Source organism: Streptomyces camponoticapitis (assembly GCF_014646115.1).
GTDB lineage: Bacteria > Actinomycetota > Actinomycetes > Streptomycetales > Streptomycetaceae > Streptomyces > Streptomyces camponoticapitis.
In genome coordinates, this window is record NZ_BMMV01000009.1 from 145,166 (window position 1) to 159,354 (window position 14,189).

11 protein-coding genes are annotated in these 14,189 nt (G+C 71.6%); 4 read left to right on the forward strand and 7 right to left on the reverse strand.

Annotated elements, in window-relative coordinates:
• Nucleotides 1-101: 101 nt before the first annotated feature.
• The 6 genes from ppdK to IEY79_RS16500 form a co-directional block, all read right to left on the reverse strand.
• The gene (gene ppdK, locus IEY79_RS16475) at nucleotides 102-2,861 is read right to left on the reverse strand and encodes a pyruvate, phosphate dikinase (RefSeq protein ID WP_189108237.1); all 2,760 of its coding nucleotides are present in this window, start codon (nucleotides 2,859-2,861) and stop codon (nucleotides 102-104) included.
• Nucleotides 2,862-3,158: 297 nt separating this feature from the next.
• Nucleotides 3,159-3,869, reverse strand: a complete 711-nt coding sequence (locus IEY79_RS16480) for an HAD family hydrolase (RefSeq protein ID WP_268240591.1) — start codon at nucleotides 3,867-3,869, stop codon at nucleotides 3,159-3,161.
• On the reverse strand, nucleotides 3,866-4,993 hold the full coding sequence (locus IEY79_RS16485) for an ABC transporter ATP-binding protein (RefSeq protein WP_189108238.1): 1,128 nt from the start codon (nucleotides 4,991-4,993) through the stop codon (nucleotides 3,866-3,868). The genes IEY79_RS16480 and IEY79_RS16485 overlap by 4 nt, the downstream gene beginning before the upstream one ends.
• A 7-nt stretch (nucleotides 4,994-5,000) precedes the next feature.
• A complete protein-coding gene (locus IEY79_RS16490; RefSeq protein ID WP_189108239.1) occupies nucleotides 5,001-5,942 on the reverse strand; it encodes an ABC transporter permease in 942 nt (313 codons plus the stop codon).
• Entirely contained in the window at nucleotides 5,930-6,880 is a 951-nt protein-coding gene (locus IEY79_RS16495) for an ABC transporter permease (RefSeq protein WP_189108240.1), read from the reverse strand. The genes IEY79_RS16490 and IEY79_RS16495 overlap by 13 nt, the downstream gene beginning before the upstream one ends.
• A complete protein-coding gene (locus tag IEY79_RS16500) occupies nucleotides 6,880-8,034 on the reverse strand; it encodes an ABC transporter substrate-binding protein (RefSeq protein ID WP_189108329.1) in 1,155 nt (384 codons plus the stop codon). Before IEY79_RS16500 ends, IEY79_RS16495 begins: the two co-directional genes overlap by 1 nt.
• 386 nt (nucleotides 8,035-8,420) lie before the next feature.
• Between IEY79_RS16500 and IEY79_RS16505 the strand changes: the two genes are divergently transcribed.
• The 4 genes from IEY79_RS16505 (at nucleotide 8,421) to IEY79_RS16520 (ending at nucleotide 12,932) form a co-directional block, all read left to right on the forward strand.
• Nucleotides 8,421-9,188, forward strand: a complete 768-nt coding sequence (locus IEY79_RS16505) for a GntR family transcriptional regulator (protein ID WP_229700900.1) — start codon at nucleotides 8,421-8,423, stop codon at nucleotides 9,186-9,188.
• Nucleotides 9,189-9,248: 60 nt separating this feature from the next.
• Nucleotides 9,249-10,700, forward strand: coding sequence for a sensor histidine kinase (locus tag IEY79_RS16510; RefSeq protein WP_189108330.1), 1,452 nt, complete (start codon nucleotides 9,249-9,251; stop codon nucleotides 10,698-10,700).
• 34 nt (nucleotides 10,701-10,734) lie between these two features.
• The gene (locus tag IEY79_RS16515) at nucleotides 10,735-11,397 is read left to right on the forward strand and encodes a response regulator transcription factor (RefSeq protein WP_189108242.1); all 663 of its coding nucleotides are present in this window, start codon (nucleotides 10,735-10,737) and stop codon (nucleotides 11,395-11,397) included.
• A gap of 314 nt (nucleotides 11,398-11,711) precedes the next feature.
• Nucleotides 11,712-12,932: an alpha/beta hydrolase family protein gene (locus IEY79_RS16520; RefSeq protein ID WP_189108243.1), complete on the forward strand. Its 1,221-nt coding sequence runs from the start codon at nucleotides 11,712-11,714 to the stop codon at nucleotides 12,930-12,932.
• 16 nt (nucleotides 12,933-12,948) lie between these two features.
• Here the strand turns inward: IEY79_RS16520 and dusB are convergent, their stop codons facing one another.
• Entirely contained in the window at nucleotides 12,949-14,157 is a 1,209-nt protein-coding gene (dusB, locus tag IEY79_RS16525) for a tRNA dihydrouridine synthase DusB (RefSeq protein WP_373292553.1), read from the reverse strand.
• Between the last annotated feature and the right edge of the window lie 32 nt (nucleotides 14,158-14,189).

Here is a 14,189-nt window from a genome sequence, read left to right on the forward strand (position 1 = left end):
CCGGTCTTATCCATTTCGGGAAGAGCGGGTGCGAGCCATTTCACATTCGGCGCGAAGCGATACCGTGCCCGTCGTCCGGCGCCGGCGAATACGCCGGAGGCTCAGCGCGAGTCGCCGGAGCCGTCCGAGAGCGCCGCCGCCCGCCCGGCCTCCAGCCGCGCCACGGGGATCCGGAACGGCGAGCAGGACACGTAGTCCAGGCCCACCTCGTGGAAGAAGTGCACCGACTCGGGGTCGCCGCCGTGCTCGCCGCAGATGCCCAGCTTCAGATCGGGCCGCGTCTTGCGGCCGGCCTCGCTCGCGCTGCGCACGAGCGCCCCGACACCGTCCATGTCGATGGTCTCGAACGGGGACACCCCGAAGATGCCCTTCTCCAGATACGCGGTGAAGAAGCTCGCCTCGACGTCGTCGCGGGAGAATCCCCAGACGGTCTGGGTGAGGTCGTTCGTACCGAAGGAGAAGAACTCGGCGGCCTCGGCGATCTGACCTGCCGTCAGCGCGGCACGGGGGAGTTCGATCATCGTGCCGAGCGCCAGTTTGAGATCGGTGCCGCTGGTCCGCCGTACCTCGGCGATGACCTGTTCGGCCTCGTCGCGGACGATCTCCAGCTCCTGGACGGTGCCGACGAGCGGGATCATGATCTCGGGGCGCGGGTCGCCCTTGGCCCGCTTGCGCTCGGCCGCGGCCTCGGCGATGGCCCGCACCTGCATCGCGAACAGTCCGGGGATGACCAGGCCGAGCCGTACGCCGCGCAGTCCCAGCATCGGGTTCTGCTCGTGCAGTTTGTGCACGGCCTGGAGCAGCCGCAGGTCGTTCTCGTTGTGGTCCTTCCGGGCCTCGGCGAGGGCGACCCGCACCGACAACTCGGTGATGTCGGGCAGGAACTCGTGCAGCGGCGGGTCCAGCAGCCGTACGGTGACGGGCAGTCCGTCCATCGCCTCGAACAGCTCGACGAAGTCCTTCCGCTGCAACGGCAGCAGGTTCTTCAGGGCCAGCTCGCGCTCGTCGTCGGTGTCCGCGAGGATCAACTTCTCGACCATGGCCCGGCGTTCACCGAGGAACATGTGCTCGGTACGGCACAGTCCGATGCCCTGCGCGCCGAAGCGCCGGGCGCGAAGCGCGTCCTCGGTGTTGTCGGCGTTGGCCCGCACCCGCAGCCGGCGGCGGCGGTCGGCGTACGCCATCATCCGGTGCACGGCCTCGACCAGTTCGTCCGCGTCGTCGGCGCCCGCGTGCATACGGCCCTCGAAGTACTCGACCACCGGCGAGGGGACGACCGGTACCTCGCCGAGGTAGACCTTGCCGGTCGAGCCGTCGACGGAGACGATGTCGCCCTCCTCGACGACGGTCTTGCCGACGGTCATCCGGCGCCGCTTGGTGTCGACCTCCAGCTCCTCCGCCCCGCAGACACAGGTCTTGCCCATGCCGCGGGCGACGACGGCGGCGTGCGAGGTCTTGCCGCCGCGCGAGGTCAGGATGCCCTCGGCGGCGATCATGCCGTCCAGGTCGTCCGGGTTGGTCTCACGGCGGATGAGGATGACCTTCTCGCCGGAGCGCGACCACTTGACCGCGGTGTACGAGTCGAAGACCGCCTTGCCGACGGCGGCCCCGGGCGAAGCGGCGATACCGCGCCCCAGCAGCTCGGACCCCTTCCCGCCGCGGGCCCGGTCGTCCTCGAAGCGCGGGAACATCAACTGGGCCAGCTGCGCCCCGTTGACGCGCTGGAGCGCCTCCGCCTCGTCGATCAGGCCCTGGTCGACGAGCTGGGTCGCGATCCGGAAGGCGGCACCGGCGGTGCGCTTGCCGACGCGGGTCTGCAGCATCCACAACTCGCCGCGCTCGATGGTGAACTCGATGTCGCAGAGGTCCCGGTAGTGCGTCTCCAGGGTCTCCATGATCTGCATCAGCCGGTCGTACGACCTCTTGTCGATGGTCTCCAGATCGGCGAGCGGCACGGTGTTGCGGATACCGGCGACGACGTCCTCACCCTGCGCGTTCTGGAGGTAGTCGCCGTACACACCCTGGTGACCGCTGGCCGGGTCGCGGGTGAAGGCGACACCGGTGCCGGAGTCCGGGCCGAGGTTGCCGAAGACCATGGAGCAGATGTTCACGGCGGTGCCGAGGTCGCCCGGGATGCGCTCCTGGCGGCGGTAGAGCTTGGCGCGGTCGGTGTTCCAGGACTCGAAGACGGAGCAGATGGCGAGATCCATCTGCTCACGCGGGTCCTGCGGGAAGTCACGTCCCGCGTCGCGCGAGACGATCTTCTTGAACTGCTTGACCAGCTTCTTCAGGTCGGCGGCGTCGAGGTCGACGTCGGTGGCGGCCCTCTTCGCCCGCTTGGCCTCCTCCAGCGCCTCCTCGAAGTGGTCGCCGTCGACGCCGAGGACGGTCTTGCCGAACATCTGGATGAGCCGGCGGTAGGAGTCCCAGGCGAAGCGCTCGTCGCCGGACTGTTTGGCGAGGCCGGCGACGGACTTGTCGGAGAGGCCGATGTTGAGGACGGTGTCCATCATCCCGGGCATGGAGAACTTGGCGCCGGACCGTACGGAGACGAGCAGCGGGTCGTCGGACTGGCCGAGCCTCTTGCCCATCGTGCGTTCGAGGGCGTCGAGGTGTTCGCCGACCTCCGCCCGCAGGGCGGGCGGCTCCGCGCCGGTGTCGAGGTAGACCTTGCACGCCTCGCTGGTGATCGTGAAGCCCGGAGGGACGGGCAGCCCGAGGTTGGTCATCTCGGCGAGGTTGGCGCCCTTGCCGCCGAGGAGGCCCTTGAGATCCTTGTTGCCCTCGGTGAAGTCGTAGACGAACTTCCGGTCCTGCGGGGCGGTGTCTGTCGCTACGTGGGTGTCTTTGCTTCTCGACACGGATCTCGACTCCTCCGGGAGGCGCTGGCTGCCCTGACGGCGAGGAACATACCCAGATCGAAGGTGCCTGGACATGTCCACTTGTCCGTCATACGGCCGCAACCACCCGTCCGCCACTGGATCGAATGCGAATGACGGGGGGTCACCGATCCCGAGCCCCTTCACGCCTCGAACCGGCCATGACCTTCGCATGGGACAACGCGCTCACCTGAGCGGTGATGGCGACTTCTGAGTTCACCTCTCGAACGCGGAAGGGGTGGCACCCAGTGCCACCCCTTCCGGAAGTGCAGTCGCGCGTCAACCGCTCGTCTGAGCGAAGGATCTATCAGACGTGGCGAGAATCACGCCCTCCAGTACCGCCGGATCCACGTCCTCCAGACTGCTCGCGAAGTACCGGCCCTTCCCCGGCGCCACCGGCAGGAGCGAGGGAACGACGAGGACGGGACACCCGGCGGCCTCGGCGGAGGCCGTGCCGTCCGGGGAGTCCTCCACGGCCACGCACGCGCCGGGCGCGACACCGAAGCGCTCGGCCGCCGCCCGGTAGGGATCCGGGTACGGCTTGGTCCGTACGGTGTCGTCGGCCGACAGCGTGAAGGCGAAGGCGACATCGGCCAGCGAGCCCGCGACGACCGAGTCGACCACGCTGCGCGGTGAGGCGCTGACCAACGCGAAGGGCACTCCCGCCTGTTCGAGGGCGGCGAGCAGCCGACCGGCTCCCGGGCGCGGGGGCGCGCCCGCCTCCACACGCCGGAGGAAGGACGCGGCGAGGTCGGCGGCGACCGTGTCCGGGCGGGGCGCGCCCGTCATCCGTACGAGGTGGGCCGCCGTGTCGGCGACGGCGCGGCCCACGACCTCGGGCGCGTCGGCGTCCGAGAGGCGGTGGCCGAGTCCCCTGGCGACCTCGGCCGCCGCCTCCCACCACAGCGACTCGGTGTCCACGAGGGTGCCGTCCATGTCGAAGAGGACGGCGGCGGGGACACGTACCCGGTGGCCGTCCGGCCCGCTCACGCGCCCGTCCCGGCCGCGGCGGGCACGACCAGCACCGGGCGGTCCGCGGGCCGGACCGTGGCGCGTACACCCGGTGCCAGTGCCCCCGCGTCCCGGGACGGCACGTCGGCCTTCACCGAGCCGCCGCCGGGCAGGTCGAGCAGCACACGCGTCACGGACCCGAAGAAGGACGCGGAGACGACCGTGGCCGTACCGCGCTCGTCCGCGGTCGCCGTCATGTTCTCGGGCCGGATCAGCACCTCGACCGCCGGGCTCCGCGGGATCTCGCCGTCCACCGGCAGCGTCACTCCGGCGACCGCCACCCGTCCGCCGTCGGTGAGCTGTCCCGGCAGCCGGTTCATCGTGCCGACGAACTCGGCGACGAACGCCGTCGCCGGCCGCTCGTACAGTTCGGCGGGCGGCGCGCACTGCTCCAGGCGGCCCGCGTTGAGGACGGCGACGCGGTCGGCCATCGACAGCGCCTCCTCCTGGTCGTGCGTGACGAAGATGGTGGTGATGCCCAGCGAGAGCTGGAGCCGCCGGATCTCCTCGCGCAGCGACAGCCGGACCTTGGCGTCGAGCGCCGACAGCGGCTCGTCGAGCAGCAGCACGCGCGGGCGCAGCGCGAGCGCGCGGGCCAGCGCGACCCGCTGCTGCTGGCCGCCGGACATCTGGTGCGGGAAGCGGTCGCCGTGCTCGGGAAGACCGACGAGGCCGAGGAGTTCGGCCGCGCGGTCGCGCCGCTCGGCGGCGGACACCTTGCGTACGCGCAGGCCGAAGGCCACGTTGTCGCGGGCGTTGAGGTGCGGGAAGAGGCTGTACGACTGGAACACCATGCCCGCGTCGCGGCGGTTGGCCGGCACGCGCGTGATGTCCTCGCCGTCCACGAGCACCTCGCCGGCGTCGGGGTGCTCGAAGCCCGCGAGCACCCTCAGGGCGGTGGTCTTGCCGCAGCCGGACGGGCCGAGCAGGGCGAGGAGTTCACCGGGGCGGGCGGTCAGGTCGAGACCGTCGAGCGCGACGGTGGGGCCGAACTCCCGGCGCAGGCCGCGGAATTCGACGAGCGCGCCGGGGGCCGCGGCGCCGGGGGCGGCGGCCGGCCCCGGGCCGGTGGCGCCGCCGGGCAGCGTGGATGTGGCTGACATGGGTGGATTACTCCTTGCCGGAGAGGGAAGTCGGGGCGCCCGGGGCCGGGTTGGTGGCTCCGGCGGCCGCGCGGGCTCCCGCGCGGGACAGGACCATCAGCAGCGCCCACGCGATCAGCAGGCTGAGCAGGGACACCGCGACCGATGTCTGGGCCTGCGAGCCGGAGATGGTGACGATCCAGACCGCGAAGGGCTGGTAGCCGAGGAGCGCGGCGATCGTGTACTCGCCGAGAACCAGCGCCAGGGTGAGGAATGAGGCCCCCGCGAGGGACGAGCGCAGATTGGGCAGGACGACCCGGAGGATCACGTACGGCATGCTCGCCCCGCAGTTGCGCGCGGCCTCCACGAGCGTCGGGATGTCCACCGCGCGGAGCCCGGCATCGAGCGACCGGTACACGAACGGCAGCGCCAGCACGGTGTACGCGATCACCAGCACCAGCGGGAACGACTCGTTCTGCACGACGATGAACGTCTGGTAGAGCGGCGTCGTGGACAGATACTCCGGTCCCCAGCCCAGCACCGTGGTGATCCCGCTGACCAGCGCGATCGGCGGCACCACCAGCGGCAGCATGCAGACGATCTCCACGACGGGCCCCAGCCGGGGCGCCCCGAGCCGTACGGCGACGAGCGCGGGCACCGCCAGCAGCAGCGACAGGGCGATGGTGCAGGCGGCGAGCCCGAGCGAGAGCAGCAGGCTGTCCGCGAACCCGTCCGCCGACAGGATGCCGGTGTACGCCTCGAAGGAGACGCCCTGGCCCGGCGTGTGCACGGTGAAGACGAACGAGGCGAGCAGCGGTACGACGAAGTAGATCCCGGCCAGGACCAGTACGGCCCCCCGCCAGACGCGCGGACGGCTCCTCCTCCGTACGGAGGACGCGGCCGGCGTCGCCTCCTTGGGAGGCGGAGCCGCCGGCGAGGTCGCGGACGCCGTCGGGGTCAGTGCAGCCATCGGGTGCTCCGTCGCTGGAGGGGCAGGTAGACCGCCATCACCGCACCGGCGATCACGATCATGTCGAGGCTCAGCGCGAGCGCCACGTTCTCCTGTCCGACCTGCACGTTCCCGGAGAGCGCCGCGGCGATCTTCAGGGTGACCAGCGGCACGGACCCGCCGACGAGCGCGGCGGCCGTGGCGTACGCGGCGAACGCGCTGCCGAAGAGCAGTACGAACCCGCCGAGCAGGGTGGGCAGAAGGACCGGCAGACCCACATGGCGCCAGAACTGCGCGTCCGTGGCCCCGGCGTTCTGCGCGGCCTCCCGCCACTGCGGGCGCAGGCCGTCCAGCGCGGGGACGCTGACCAGCACCATCAGCGGCACCAGGAAGTAGAGGTAGATCACGGTGAGTCCGGTGAAGGAGTAGAGATTCCAGCCCGCCGCGTCGAGGTGCGCGAGCTCGGTGACGACACCGGAGATGCCGAGGGTCGCCACGAAGGCGAACGCGAGTGGCACCCCACCGAAGTTGGCGAGGACCCCGGACGCGGTGAGGACGGACTCGCGCAGCGCGCGCCGCCGTGAGGTGACGACGGCCTGGGCGATGAGCATCCCGAGGACGGTGCCGATCAGGGCGGTCAGCGCCGACAGTTCGACGCTCCCGGTGAGGGAGGTGAGGTAGGGCCCCTGGAGGGAGGTGGAGACGTTGGCGCCGGTGGCCGAAGTGGCTCCGGTGACGGGGTCCTTGGTGGTGAAGGCGCCGTACACGACGGCGGCGACGGGGAGCCCGAAGCAGACACCGGCGAAGGCGAGCAGCGGCAGGGCGCCGAGCCAGGCGCGCTGCCGGGGCGCCCGCGACCGGGTTCCGTGCGGCCGGGGCGCGCGCCGCCGACGGCGCGTGCCGTCGGCGGCGGGCGGAGGGGACGAGGTGCCCGGAGCGGGCGTGGCGGACAGGGCCATCAGGAGACGGCCTTGTCCCAGTTCTCGGCGAGTACGGCCTTGACGCTGTCGAGGTCGGCCGCCTCGGGGAACGTCGGGTCGCCGTCGACCTCGGGCAGCTTGGTGACGAAGGTCTTGTCGACGGAGCCGTCCTCGGTCATCGAGGGCAGCAGTACGGGCCTGGCGTACCCCTTGAGGAAGAGGTTCTGGCCCTCGGTGCTGTACAGGTACTCCATCCACAGGCGGGCGGCGGCCGGGTGCGGCGCGTCCTTGTTGATCGCCTGCGAGTAGTACTGGGCGTACACGCCGTCGGTCGGCACGGCGACCTGCCAGTCGACGCCCTTGCCCTTGAACTGGTCGGCGTAGCCTGCGTTCAGGTAGTCCCAGTCGATCGAGATGGGAGTCTCGCCCTTCTGGACCGTGGCCGGGGTGGACTCGACGGGGATGAAGTTGCCGCTCTTCTTCAGCTCGCCGAAGTAGTCGATGCCGGGCTGGATGTCGGTGAAGGTGCCCTTGTTGGCGAGCGACGCCGCGTACACACCGCCGAAGGCCGAACCGGACTTGTTCGGGTTGCCGTTGAGCGCGACCTTGCCCTTGTACTCGGGCTTGAGGAGATCCGCGAAGGTGGTGGGGCAGGTCTTGATGCGGGAGGCGTCGCAGCCGATCGAGATGTACCCGCCGTAGTCGTTGTACCAGAGGCCGTTCGGGTCCTTCTGGGCCGTGGGGATCTTGTCGAAGGACGTCACCTTGTACGGGGCGAAGAGCCCTTCGGCGGCGCCGCTGCGGTCGAAGGGGATGCCGAGGTCGACGACGTCGGGGGCGCGGTCCTGGCCCTTGCGGGACTTGATGGCGTTGATCTCGTCGGCGCTGGCGGCGTCCGGCGTCTCGACCTCCACCTTGACCTTGTACTTCGCCTCGAAGGACTTGATGATCTCGCCGTAGTTCGCCCAGTCCGGCGGCAGGGCGATCGCGTTGAGCGTGCCCTCCTTCTCGGCCGCGGCGACGAGGGCGTCCATGCCGCCGAAGTCGGAGACGGTCACGGCGGCGCCGGCCTTCACACCGCCGGCCGTGTCGGCGTCGGCGGACGTGTCGGACTTCGCGCCGCAGGCGGTGAGCGTGGTGAGTGCGGCGGTACTCAGCGCCAGGGCGGCGATGAGCCGGCCGTTGGCGCGCATGCGTATACGGGTCACGCGGGGACTCCCGGAAGCGATGAGGGTTTGAGTAAGAGCTCAACTTGTTCATACAAGCTGGGATCAGTTCGCCCGGTGCGGATGACCGGGAGGTGAACGGCCGATGGCCGTCCCGGCACAGTGCGTGGAAGACAAAAACGCCCACAAAGCACCTGATCGGCACAGGAATCAGGGAGGGTGGAGGACGAAGGGGCGGGAACGGGTACGGTGCCTGGAAGGCATCCGCGTACAGGCGTACGTGCGCACAGCCGGGCCGGCTGACCGACCGGACCGGAATGAGGGGCGCGACGGGGCGCGACGGCAGGACGGCTTGAGGCATGACGGCAGGACCGACACCGGTCGGCACCGATCGACCTGGGGGGAGCAACGGCGTGGGCAACTCCGCGAGTTCGCGCTATCTGGAGATCGCCGAGGCGCTGCGGCAGTCCATCCTCGACGGCGAGTACCCGATCGGCGCGCGCCTGCCGTCCGAGAGCGATCTCGCGGCCCACTGGTCCGCCTCGCGGGGCACGGTCCGCCAGGCGGTGGGGCTGCTCGCCTCCGAGGGGCTGATCGGCTCGCGCCAGGGAGCGCGCCGGGTCGTCCTGCGCCAGGAGCGGCGGCACAGCTTCCAGCAGCTCAACAGCTTCGCGCAGTGGGCGCGGGCGATGGGCAGCGAGGTCGCCAGCCGCATCCTGACGCGTACGACCCGGCCGGCCACCGCCGAGGAGACGGCCCGCCTCGATATCGCCCCCGGCAGTGAGGTCCTCGATGTCCTGCGGCTGCGCCATCTCGACGGCGAACCGGTCCTCGTCGAGCGCACCGCGTACACGGACTGGGTGGCCCCCGCCGTCCGGGCGCTGCCGGAGGACTGCGTGTCGATCATGGACAGCATCGCGGCGGAGGCGGGCATAGTCGCCCATTACGGCGAGCATCTGATCGACGCGCTCGCGGCGGGCAGCGAGGACGCCAGGCTGCTGCGGGTCCGCCGGGGCAGCCCACTGCTGCGTCAGCGCTATCTCACGTACACGGCGGCGGGCCGCCCCATCGAGTGGACGGACGACCGCTACCGCGCGGGCACGGTCGCGTTCAGTGTCTCCAACTCGGCCGCGGCGGCGCCGCTGGAGCGGCACGCGGCGCCGGGTGTGGCCGGCCACTGACGGTACTTTCGGCAGTGTCGGAAGGGTCCGGAGGTCCGTACGGTCGTACGCGTGGACAGCATGACGACGGTCGGAAGTACGACGACCGGGAGACGACCGGCCGGGCGGGCCGGCAGGCCGGTCCCGTCCGGGGCCCTGCTGACGGCCGCCACCATGGTGTGCGCCGGGCTCGCCGCGCTGAACCTGTGGTGGACCGTGCCGACCGTGATCGCCGCGTTCCTGGCGGGGCGGCGGCCGGGCAGGACCGGTCCGACCGCGCTCGTACTGCTGGCGGTTCTCGCGGCCGGGGTGGTGCCGGTCACCACCGTGCCCGGCTGGCAGGAGCTCGGCAGCCGGCTGGTCGGTGTGGTCGCCTTCGGCGCGATGCTGCCGTGGTTCGCGGGCCGGTTCTGGCGCCAGTGGCAGGACCTGACACAGGCGGGCTGGGAGCGGGCCGAACAGCTCGAACGTGAACAGCGGTTGGTCGCCGAACAGGCGAGGTCTCGCGAGCGGGCCAGGATCGCCCAGGACATGCACGACGTGCTCGGCCACGACCTCAGTCTGATCGCGCTGTCCGCGGGGGCCCTGAAGCTCGCGCCGGGCCTGGACGAGCGGCACCGGACGGTCGCCGGGGACATCAGGACGAGGGCGGCGGCCGCGGTGGAGCGGCTGGGAGAGGTGATCGGTGTCCTGCGCGAGGAGACCGAAGGGGATCCCGAGGTACGGGGGACGGGCATCGCTCGGCTGGCCGAGGAGGCGTCCGGGTCGGGGCTGGCCGTCGAGTTGTATGTGGACGGTGATCCGGCGGAGGTACCGGCGATGGTCGGACGGGCCGCCTTCCGCGTCGTACAGGAGGCGTTGACGAACGTCGCCAAGCACGCGCCCGACGCGAGGGCGACGGTGCGGGTGACGCACTCGGCCGGCGAGACGACCGTCGTGGTGGAGAACGGTCCGTCACCGTCGGCGCCGGGGTCGGCGGTTCGGCGGGGTGGTTCCGGCCGGGAGGCGGGACGCGGTCTCATCGGGCTGGACGAACGGGTCCGGCTGGCCGGCGGCAGCTTCGAGTACGGCCCCCGCGACGGTGGTTTCTCCGTGAGCGCCCGCCTTCCGCATGTCCCGCCGGCCCGACGCCCTCCCCCGTCCACCTCCACCTCCCCGTCGCCCCAGGAGCACCGGGCCGCCCGCCGCCGCGTCAGCAGGACCCTGGTCGCGGCGGTCATGGTGCCCCTCGTCACGGCGGGGGTGCTGAGCGGGGCGCTCGCCCAGTGGGAAACCCACTGGGCGTCCCGGTCGGTGCTGGATCCCGGCGACTACGCCCGGCTGCGGGTGGGGCTGGACAGGTCGGCCGTGGACACGTTCCTGCCCGACCGCGAGACGAACCAACGGCCGCCCGGCGCGGAGAAGAATGAGCGAGGAACGACGTGCGAGTACTACGCGATGACGGCCGACCGTTTCGACGACCGCTCCGGCGACGTCTACCGGCTCTGTTTCCGGGACGACACGCTCGTGTCCCTGGACGCGTTCACCCCGTGAACGGCGCAGTACGGGACGCGAAGGCGGGCGGCCGATGATCCGTGTGCTGATCGCCGACGACGAACCGATGATCCGCGCCGGAGTCCGCGCCGTTCTGTCCACGTCCCCGGACATGGACGTCGTCGCGGAGGCGGGCGACGGCCGCGACGCGGTGGAGCTGACACGGCGTCACCGTCCCGCCGTGGCCGTCCTCGACATCCGTATGCCGGGCCTCGACGGCATCGAGGCGGCCGCCGAGATCCGCGCCACCGTGCCGGAGACGAACGTCATCATGCTGACGACGTTCGGAGAGGACGACTACATCCTCCAGGCGCTGGGCGGCGGCGCGGCCGGGTTTCTGATCAAGTCGGGCGAGCCGGAGGAACTGATCGCCGGGGTACGGGCGGTGGCCGAGGGCGCCGCCTATCTCTCGCCCAGGGTCGCCGCCCGCGTCGTCGCGCATCTGGCGGCGACCGGCGCGGGCGCCGTGGCGGGCCGCCGCGCCGCCGCCCGCGCCAGGACCGACGCACTCACCGGCCGGGAGCGGGAGGTGCTGGTCTGTCTCGGCGGCGGGCTGTCCAACGGGCAGATCGCCCGCCGGCTGCATGTGGTGGAGGGGACGGTGAAGGCGCATGTGAGCTCGATCCTGGCCCGCCTCGAGGTGGACAACCGGGCGGCGGCCGCGATCGTCGCGCACGAGGCGGGCCTTCTCCCGTGAAGGAGAGCGGGCGGGTCCGCCTTCCGGCACGTCGCAGAGCGGTAGCGCGGCGGTCGCCCGGTCGCTGCCAGGTCGAACACCTCTTGGCGTGGGGAGTCGACACGATCACGGGCGAGCCGGTCATGGTCCCGCTCGGGCGGGATCACGGGCGAGCCGGTCATGGTCCCGCTCGGGCGCCGGTGCTGATCGCGGGCACGTCCGGCTCGGGCACGTCCTGGTGCCTTCTCCCGCAGGGGAGTTGGCGCCGAAAGGCAGGGGCGAGGGTTGACTTTCGTCAGTACGGCGAGGCGCGCCTCGTTCCTAGGCTCTCGCCCATGAACCGAACTCGCCGTGGAACAGCCGCGGTTGTCCTCGCCCTCGCCCTCCCGCTGTCGGCCTCGACGGTCGTCGCCCACGCCGTCCCGTCGCCACCCCTCACGACGGCCGCCTCCGACGGCGCGGCGACCGTCCCCCGACTCCCCCGCCCCACCGGCCCGTTCGCGGTCGGGCGCGAGATCCGGCATCTCGTGGACGAGAAGCGCCGCGACCCCTGGGTACCCACCGCCGGGGCACGCGAGCTGATGGTGTCGATGTACTACCCGGCCCGCGCGGACGGCTCCGGCGCCCGCGCCCCCTACCTGACGGACGACGAGGCCGAGGCGCTCCTGGAGAGCCAGAAGCTCACCGGCGTCGTCGGTGTCGAGCAGGTCACCGGCACCCGGACGAACGCGCGCACCGGCGCCCGCCCGATCGACGGCAGACACCCGCTGGTGGTGCTCTCCCCCGGCTTCAGCCTCACCCGGGGAATCCTCACCGGCCTCTCGGAAGAACTCGCCTCACGCGGCTACGTGGTGGCCCTGCTGGACCATGCCTACGAGTCGTTCGGCACGAGCTTCCCGGGCGGGCGCACCCTCACCTGCGCGGCGTGCGACGTCCTCGACGCGGCGCCGACGGACGAGGCGTCGAGTCAACGGCTCGCCGAGGCCGCCGCCGACCGCGCGGCCGACATCTCCTTCGTCGTCGACGAACTGACCAGGCGCCCGACCGCCGGAAGGCCCGCTCTCCGGCGGCACGCGGCGATGATCGACCCGAAGCGCGTCGGCGCGGCGGGCCACTCGCTCGGCGGCAACGCCTCGGCGCATGCCATGACCGTCGACCGACGGATCCGCGCGGGCGTGAACATGGACGGCACGTTCTTCCGGCCGGTCCCCGCCACCGGCCTCGACGGCCGCCCGTTCCTGATGCTCGGCACCCTCGAAGGCCACGCCCCCACCAGCAAGGACGCCACCTGGCCCACCACCTGGCAGCGCCTCGACGGCTGGAAGCGCTGGCTCACGGTCCGCGACTCGGGCCACTTCACCTTCATCGACCTGCCCGTCCTCGCCGCCCAGCTCGGCATGACCGACCCCTCGGCCCCGCTCCCCGGCCCCCGCTCGGGCGAGATCACCACGTCGTACGTGGGCGCCTTCTTCGACCAGGAACTACGGGGCATCCACCAGCCCCTGCTGGACGGCCCCACCGAGGACAACCCGGAGGTCACGTTCCAGAACCCCTGAGCGGGGCCGCCGGGTGTCAGCCGCCGGAGGTGTCCAGTTCCGCCTCCGCGCCGATGCCCGCGCAGTCGTACGGGTCCTTCAGCCAGCCGTCCGGCAGGACCACCCGGTTGTTGCCCGACGTCCGTCCGCGCGGCCCGTCGGCACCGTCCGGCCACGGCTGGTCCAGGTCCAACCCGCCTAGCAGCGCGTCCAGTTCGGCGAGGGACGAGGTGATGGCGAGCTTCTTGCGCATCTCGGAGCCGACCGAGAAGCCCTTCAGATACCAGGCCACGTGCTTACGGAAGTCGATCACGCCGCGCGCCTCGTCGCCGATCCACTCCCCCAGCAGCTCCGCGTGCCGCCGCATGACGCCCGCCACCTCGCGGAGCGCGGGCCGGGCGAGTTCCCCCGTACCTTCGAAGGCCGCCACCAGATCGCCGAAGATCCACGGCCGGCCGAGACAGCCCCGGCCCACGACCACTCCGTCACAGCCGGTCTCGGCGACCATCCGCAGGGCGTCGTCCGCCGACCAGATGTCGCCGTTGCCGAGGACGGGGATCTCGGGGACGTGCTCCTTGAGGCGGGCGATGGCGTCCCAGTCGGCGGTGCCGCCGTAGTGCTGGGCGGCGGTCCTGCCGTGCAGGGCGATCGCCGTCACGCCTTCCTCAACGGCGATGCGGCCCGCGTCCAGATAGGTGAGGTGGCCGTCGTCGATGCCTTTGCGCATCTTCATGGTGACCGGCAGGTCCCCGGCGTTCGACACCGCCTCGTGCAGGATCGCGCGCAGCAGGGGCCGCTTGTACGGGAGGGCCGAGCCGCCGCCCTTGCGGGTGACCTTGGGCACGGGGCAGCCGAAGTTCAGGTCGATGTGGTCGGCCAGGCCCTCGTCCGCGATCATCCGGACGGCCTTGCCGACGGTGACCGGGTCGACCCCGTACAGCTGGATCGAGCGCGGCGTCTCCGTCGCGTCGAAGCGGATGAGCTGCATCGTCTTCTCGTTGCGCTCGACCAGTGCCCGCGTGGTGATCATCTCGCTGACGAACAGTCCCTTGCCGCCCGAGAACTCCCGGCACAGCGTCCGGAACGGCGCGTTGGTGATCCCGGCCATGGGTGCGAGCACCACGGGCGGGCGCACGGAGTACGGGCCGACGGCGAGCGGACCGGTGGCGAGCGGACCGGTGGCGGGAGGGCGCGGCGGTGCGGGGAACGGGGCGAGCGGAGCGGTCATCCGTCCATTGTCGCGCATGGCGGCCGGAGGCCCGCCGGGTGCCGGACCTA